The 7,006-nt window shown below is 63.3% G+C and carries 6 protein-coding genes and 1 pseudogene; 6 read left to right on the forward strand and 1 reads right to left on the reverse strand.

The annotated features are described in order from the left end of the window. Positions 1–420, forward strand: a 420-nt coding sequence (locus ACXRVY_RS13265) for an OprD family outer membrane porin (RefSeq protein WP_458237535.1), incomplete at its 5' end; no start/stop codon positions are given. 61 nt (positions 421–481) lie between these two features. Here ACXRVY_RS13265 and ACXRVY_RS13270 read toward each other — a convergent pair. Beyond that, complete coding sequence (locus tag ACXRVY_RS13270; protein ID WP_223462810.1) at positions 482–970, reverse strand: MarR family transcriptional regulator; 489 nt, start codon at positions 968–970, stop codon at positions 482–484. A 214-nt stretch (positions 971–1,184) separates the two neighbouring features. Between ACXRVY_RS13270 and ACXRVY_RS13275 the strand changes: the two genes are divergently transcribed. From ACXRVY_RS13275 to ACXRVY_RS13295, 5 genes and pseudogenes are all read left to right on the forward strand, one after another. Further along, positions 1,185–2,015, forward strand: a complete 831-nt coding sequence (locus ACXRVY_RS13275; protein WP_056722899.1) for a p-hydroxycinnamoyl CoA hydratase/lyase — start codon at positions 1,185–1,187, stop codon at positions 2,013–2,015. An 83-nt stretch (positions 2,016–2,098) separates the two neighbouring features. After that, a complete protein-coding gene (locus ACXRVY_RS13280) occupies positions 2,099–3,547 on the forward strand; it encodes an aldehyde dehydrogenase (RefSeq protein ID WP_223462811.1) in 1,449 nt (482 codons plus the stop codon). A 90-nt stretch (positions 3,548–3,637) separates the two neighbouring features. Next, positions 3,638–5,533 (forward strand): feruloyl-CoA synthase, encoded by a 1,896-nt coding sequence (locus ACXRVY_RS13285; RefSeq protein ID WP_223462812.1) that lies wholly within the window; start codon positions 3,638–3,640, stop codon positions 5,531–5,533. Further along, positions 5,530–6,771: a thiolase family protein gene (locus ACXRVY_RS13290; protein WP_223462861.1), complete on the forward strand. Its 1,242-nt coding sequence runs from the start codon at positions 5,530–5,532 to the stop codon at positions 6,769–6,771. The genes ACXRVY_RS13285 and ACXRVY_RS13290 overlap by 4 nt, the downstream gene beginning before the upstream one ends. 136 nt (positions 6,772–6,907) lie before the next feature. Then, positions 6,908–7,006 (forward strand): annotated as a pseudogene (locus ACXRVY_RS13295) (VOC family protein); the annotation flags it as partial.

Raw genomic sequence — 7,006 nt, forward strand, 5'->3', positions numbered from 1 at the left:
CACCGAGTGAGCCTTGGCTACATGTATTCCAGTGGCGACACGGCAACGCCGTACATCTCCGGCACCGAGCTGATGGGCATGAGCGAACTGACGATGAGTTCGGACTTTCTCAATGCCAGGGAGCGCACCTGGCAGGCCATCTACGACTACGACTTCGTCGCATCCGGCGTGCCTGGGCTGAAGGGGCGGTTGCGTTATGTGCGCGGCGACAACATCGAGTTGGCCGCCTTCAACGCCGATGACCGCAAGGAACGCGAATTCCAGATGGAGCTGGGTTATGTGATTCAGAGCGGCCCGCTGAAAAACCTCGGTCTGTTGGCGCGCAAGTCGATCTACCGCAATGACTTCCCGGCCGGCGCGGCATTCCGCGATGAAAACCAGACCCGCTTCCTGGTGCTCTATACCTCGCCGATCTGGTAAGCCCGGGTCCTTCGATGTTCTCCGCCGGCCGTCTCTTCTGGAGCGTGCCGGCAGCGCGCGTTCAGTCCTGGTAAACCTTTCTCAGCAAGCGCAGCAGCTCCTCGCGTTCCTCGCCGGTCAGCGATGAAGTGGAGTCGAAATCGCTTTGCGCGGCGATCTGCTTGAGCTCCTTGAGCAAGGTTTCGCCGGTCTTGCTCAGGAAGATTCCGTAGGAGCGTTTGTCCGGCTTGCAACGCACCCGCACCGCCAGYGCGCGGCTTTCCAGTTTATTGAGCAGCGGCACCACCTGCGGCGGCTCGATGGCCAGGGCCCGGGCCAGGTCGGCCTGCATCAGTCCCGGATTCTGCTCGATGATTGCCAGGGCCGAGAACTGCGCGGGGCGCAGGTCATGGGCTGACAGGCGACCGATCAGGTTCTGGAACAGCTTGAGTTGGGCGCGCCGCATCGCGTAGCCGATCAGGTCATCCAGTGCCGAATCCAGCGGTGCCTGCAGCTCGGCGGTGGCGGACGGGGACTCGCTCGGGGCGGCGAGGGGAGAAGGCTTGGCCATTGCGGGTGAATCCTGAACAGGTGGAGGTTAACAAGCGTATCCAGTTTGCCGGGGTTGGCCGCTGATAGCTATGCCCGCCGTTCATGGTGATGGGTTCGGAGGATATTTTCGGGTAGATAAAAAAATGGTTAATTCGATTAATAGTTAATTGACATAACTATATAGGTCCTTTAATTTCCAGTCATCTTCAAGCCAAGAACAAGAGAGCATCGCCATGAGCAACTACGAAGGTCGCTGGACAACCGTCAAGGTCGAAATCGAAGAAGGCATCGCCTGGGTCATTCTCAATCGCCCGGAAAAACGCAACGCCATGAGCCCGACACTCAACCGGGAAATGATCGATGTACTGGAAACCCTGGAGCAGGACCCCGCGGCCGGCGTGCTGGTGCTGACCGGTGCCGGCGATGCCTGGACCGCGGGCATGGACCTCAAGGAATACTTTCGCGAAGTGGACGCGGGCCCGGAGATCCTCCAGGAAAAAATCCGCCGCGAAGCCTCGCAATGGCAATGGAAACTGCTGCGCATGTACGCCAAGCCGACCATCGCCATGGTCAACGGCTGGTGCTTCGGTGGCGGCTTCAGCCCGCTGGTGGCCTGTGACCTGGCGATCTGCGCCGACGAAGCGACGTTCGGCCTCTCGGAAATCAACTGGGGCATCCCGCCGGGCAACCTGGTGAGCAAGGCCATGGCCGACACCGTGGGCCATCGTCAGTCGCTGTACTACATCATGACCGGCAAGACCTTCGGTGGGCAGAAAGCTGCCGAGATGGGTCTGGTCAACGAAAGCGTACCCCTGGCGCAACTGCGTGAAGTCACGGTGGATCTGGCGCGCAACCTGCTGGAGAAAAACCCGGTGGTGCTGCGTGCGGCCAAGCATGGCTTCAAGCGCTGCCGCGAGCTGACCTGGGAGCAGAACGAGGACTACCTGTACGCCAAGCTCGACCAGTCGCGCCTGCTCGACACCGAAGGTGGCCGCGAGCAGGGCATGAAGCAGTTCCTCGACGACAAGAGCATCAAGCCCGGTCTGCAGGCCTACAAGCGCTGAGACTGATCGCCGGGTGCATGTCCGCCCCGGCGCGCTCTATCGCTCGAATGCATTCCCGATAAAGACAATAAAGAGGAATCACCATGCTGGACGTGCCCCTGCTGATTGGCGGCCAGTCGCTGCCTGCCCGCGACGGTCGGACCTTCGAACGCCGCAACCCGGTGACCGGTGAACTGGTATCGAGGGTAGCCGCCGCGACCCTGGAAGATGCCGACGCCGCGGTGGCTGCCGCTCAGTCGGCGTTTCCCGCCTGGGCCGCCCTGGCGCCCAATGAACGTCGCAGCCGTTTGCTCAAGGCCGCCGAGCAGTTGCAGGCGCGCAGTGAAGAGTTCATTGCCGCGGCCGGTGAAACCGGGGCCATGGCCAACTGGTACGGTTTCAACGTGCGGCTGGCGGCCAACATGCTGCGTGAAGCGGCGTCGATGACCACCCAGATCAATGGCGAAGTCATCCCCTCGGATGTGCCGGGCAGTTTTGCCATGGCCCTGCGTCAACCCTGCGGTGTGGTGCTGGGGATCGCCCCGTGGAACGCCCCGGTGATTCTCGCCACCCGCGCCATCGCCATGCCGTTGGCGTGCGGCAATACCGTGGTGCTTAAGGCTTCCGAATTGAGTCCGGCGGTGCATCGGTTGATCGGCCAGGTCTTGCAGGATGCCGGGTTGGGTGATGGCGTGGTCAACGTCATCAGCAATGCCCCGGCGGATGCCCCGGCGATTGTCGAGCGGCTGATCGCCAACCCGGCGGTGCGGCGGGTCAACTTCACAGGTTCAACCCATGTCGGGCGCATTGTCGGCGAGCTTTCGGCGCGCCACCTCAAGCCGGCCTTGCTGGAGCTGGGCGGCAAGGCGCCGTTGCTGGTGCTCGATGATGCTGACCTGGATGCGGCGGTGGAGGCAGCTGCCTTCGGCGCCTACTTCAATCAGGGACAGATCTGCATGTCCACCGAACGCCTGATCGTCGATGCCAAGGTCGCCGACGCCTTTGTCGCCAGGCTGGCGGCCAAGGTCGAGACCCTGCGCGCCGGTGATCCTGCGGCGGCAGATTCGGTGCTCGGTTCGCTGGTCGATGCCAGTGCCGGTACGCGCATCAAGGGGTTGATCGACGATGCCTTGGCCAAGGGCGCGCGGCTGGTGGTCGGCGGGCAACTGGACGGCAGCATTTTGCAGCCGACCCTGATCGATGGCGTCAACGAGACCATGCGTCTGTATCGCGAAGAGTCCTTCGGCCCGGTGGCGGTGTTGCTGCGCGGGGAGGGCGATGAAGCGTTGCTGCATCTGGCCAACGATTCCGAGTTTGGTTTGTCGGCGGCGATTTTCAGTCGCGATACCGGGCGCGCCCTGGCGCTGGCCCAACGGGTCGAGTCGGGCATCTGCCATATCAATGGCCCGACCGTGCACGACGAAGCGCAAATGCCCTTCGGCGGGGTCAAGTCCAGCGGCTACGGCAGCTTTGGCGGCAAGGCGTCCATCGAGCATTTCACCCAGTTGCGCTGGGTCACCTTGCAGCATGGACCGCGGCATTACCCGATCTGAACAGCAGAAATAACAATAAAAAAGGCTGCAGCCACCACCATGCCCATTCGTGCGGCTTGGTGGTAGCGTGCCTTGATGGAGAACAAGCACGTGAGTTCCGAATTCAGATCGCAACCCCACACCCAGGCCGGCGCGTCGCGCTACCGTCACGTGTCCATCGGTCGCGCAGCGGTCGAGGTGACAGAACAGCAGGGCGCATTGCACATGCGCTCCCAAGAGCCATTGGCCGAGTATCCACCGCGACTGCTCGACCGTCTGGTGCATTGGGCCCGGGTGCGTCCCGAGCAGACCTTTATCGCCGCTCGCCAGGCCGACGGTGAGTGGCGTCGGGTCAGTTACGCGCAGATGCTCGACAGTGTCCGGGCCATCGCCCAAAGCCTGTTGAGCTACGACCTGTCGGCGGACAAACCGCTGGTGCTGCTCTCTGGCAATGACATCGAGCATTTGCAGCTCGCCTTCGGCGCCCTGTACGCGGGCATTCCCTACTGCCCGGTGTCGCCGGCCTATTCGCTGCTGTCCCAGGATTTCGCCAAGCTGCGTCACGTCTGCGACCTGCTTCAACCCGGCCTGGTGTTTGTCAGTGATGCCGCGGCCTACCAGCGTGCCATCGAGGCGGTGCTACCCGCTGAAACGCCCATGATTACCGTCCGGGGCGAAGTCGCGGGGCGTCGTCAGGTCAGCTTTGCCAGCCTGCTCGAGCAGCAGGGCTGGGCCGAGGCCGAAGCCGCGTTTGCCAGCACGGGGCCGGACAGCATCGCCAAGTTCCTGTTCACCTCCGGCTCGACCAAGCTACCCAAGGCGGTGATCACCACACAACGCATGCTGTGCGCCAACCAACAGATGCTGTTGCAGACGTTTCCGGTGTTCGGCGAAGAACCGCCGGTGCTGGTGGATTGGCTGCCGTGGAACCATACCTTCGGCGGCAGCCATAACGTCGGCATTGTGCTCTACAACGGTGGCAGCTTTTACCTGGACGACGGCAAGCCGACGGCGCAGGGTTTCGCGCAGACCCTGCGTAACCTCAAGGAAGTGTCGCCCACCGCCTACCTGACCGTACCCAAGGGTTGGGAAGAACTGGTCTCGGCACTGGAGCAGGACGCGGAACTGCGGGAGATCTTTTTCAAGCGCATCAGCCTGTTCTTCTTTGCCGCAGCCGGTCTGTCGCAAAGTGTCTGGGACCGCCTCGACCGGATCAGCGAACAGCATTGCGGTGAGCGTATTCGCATGATGGCCGGGCTCGGCATGACCGAGGCTTCGCCGTCCTGCACCTTCACCACCGGGCCGTTGTCCATGGCCGGTTACGTCGGCCTGCCGGCGCCCGGTTGCGAGGTGCGCCTGGTGCCGGTGGACGGCAAACTGGAAGGGCGTTTTCGTGGGCCGCATATCATGCCCGGCTACTGGCGGTCAGCGCAGCAGACCTTGGAAGCGTTCGACCCCCAGGGCTTCTACTGTTCCGGCGATGCACTCAAGCTCGCCGACCCGAGGGATCCGCAATTGGGGCTGATGTTCGACGGGCGCATCGCCGAAGATTTCAAGTTGTCATCCGGGGTGTTCGTCAGTGTCGGACCTTTGCGCAGCCGCGCGGTGCTCGAAGGATCGCCCTATGTCCAGGACCTGGTGGTGACCGCGCCGGATCGTGAATGCCTGGGCGCGCTGGTCTTTGCGCGGATGTTTGAATGTCGACGACTGTCAGGGCTGGCGGCCAGTGCCAGCGACGCCGAGGTGCTGGCCAGCGCACCGGTGCGCGAGTGGTTTGCCGGCTGGTTGCAGCGACTCAATCGCGAGGCCACGGGCAATGCCAGTCGCCTGGAGTGGATCGCCTTGCTCGACGAGCCGGCGTCCATCGACCGGGGTGAAATCACCGACAAGGGTTCGATCAATCAGCGTGCGGTATTGCAGTGGCGCGCGGAGCAGGTCGAGGCGCTCTATCGCGGGCTCGATCCGGCCATCCTGCGCGCCGGGGCGAAATCGGGAGCGAAGTCCTGAACACAGGCGGGCAGTACTCGGCCTTTGCCGATGCGGCGATTTTCGATGCGCTGCGCACGCCGTGGGTGGACCTCGGTGGTGCACTGGCCGAGGTTTCACCGATCGACCTGGGCATCAAGGTCGGGCGCGAAGTACTGGCTCGCGCGCAAGTCGACCCACTGGCGGTAGACAGCGTGCTGGCGGGCTCCATGGCCCAGGCCAGCTTCGATGCCTACATGCTGCCACGGCACATCGGCCTCTACAGCGGCGTGGCGCAATCGGTTCCGGCACTGGGGGTGCAACGCATCTGCGCCACCGGTTTCGAACTGCTGCGCCAGGCCGCCAGGCAACTGGATGACGGCGTGCAATTGGCCCTGTGCGTGGCCACCGAATCGATGTCGCGCAATCCGATTGCGGCCTATACCCATCGAGGCGGATTCCGCCTTGGTACAGAAGTGCAGTTCAAGGATTTTCTCTGGGAAGCCTTGTACGACCCGGCTCCCGGGGTGGACATGATCACCACCGCCGACAACCTGGCGCGGCGTTATGGGCTGAGTCGCGAAGCGGTGGACGCCTACGCCTGTACCAGTCACCACCGGGCGTTTGCGGCACACCAGGCTGGCTGGCTTGCACCCGAGATCGTTGCCGTGGGGCATCAGGTGTTTGAACTGCAAGGCTATCAGCCACGCAGCATCCGCCTGTCACGCGGTGTCGCCACGGTGAGTGAGGACAGCCACCCACGGCCCGGAGACATCGCGGCGTTGGCCCGGTTGCGCACTGTGCACGAAGGCGGGGTGCAAACCGCCGGCAACAGTTGTGCGGTGGTCGATGGCGCGGCAGCGGCCCTGGTCGGGCGCGCTTCGGCCTGTCGGGATACACCGCTGGCCTTGTTGCGGGCCAGCGCGGTGGTCGGGGTGGCGCCAGAGTTCATGGGCATCGGTCCGGCACCGGCGATTCGCCTGCTGTTGCAGCGCAGCGGCTTGAGCCTGGAGCAGATCGACCGCTTTGAAATCAACGAAGCCCAGGCCGCCCAGGTCCTGGCGGTGGCTCAGGAACTGGAGCTGGATCCTTCGCGTCTGAACGTTAAGGGCGGTTCGTTGGCACTCGGCCACCCCTTGGCCGCCAGTGGCTTGCGCCTGGTGCTGACCCTGTCCCGACAACTGCGTGAGCACAATCTGCGTTATGGCGTCGCCGCGGCCTGTGTTGGCGGCGGGCAGGGCATGGCGCTACTGATCGAGAATCCCGCCTGGCGTGCCTGAGGCAACATCGGTTGAGCGGGGGGATCCGCTGGTCTGTTTATTTTGTCGTCTTGCCCGGGAATGCCAAGCTAGGTGTTCGGCTACTACGTTGGACGGCTAAGTTGGACAGCAAGGAGACATCATGACGGTCAAGCGCATGGACAACATCGGCATCGTTGTAGAAGACATCGACGCTGCCATCGAATTCTTCACCGAACTTGGCCTCGAGTTCGAGGGGCGCGCACCCATCGAAGGC

Source organism: Pseudomonas sp. P5_A2_2, from assembly GCF_054177685.1.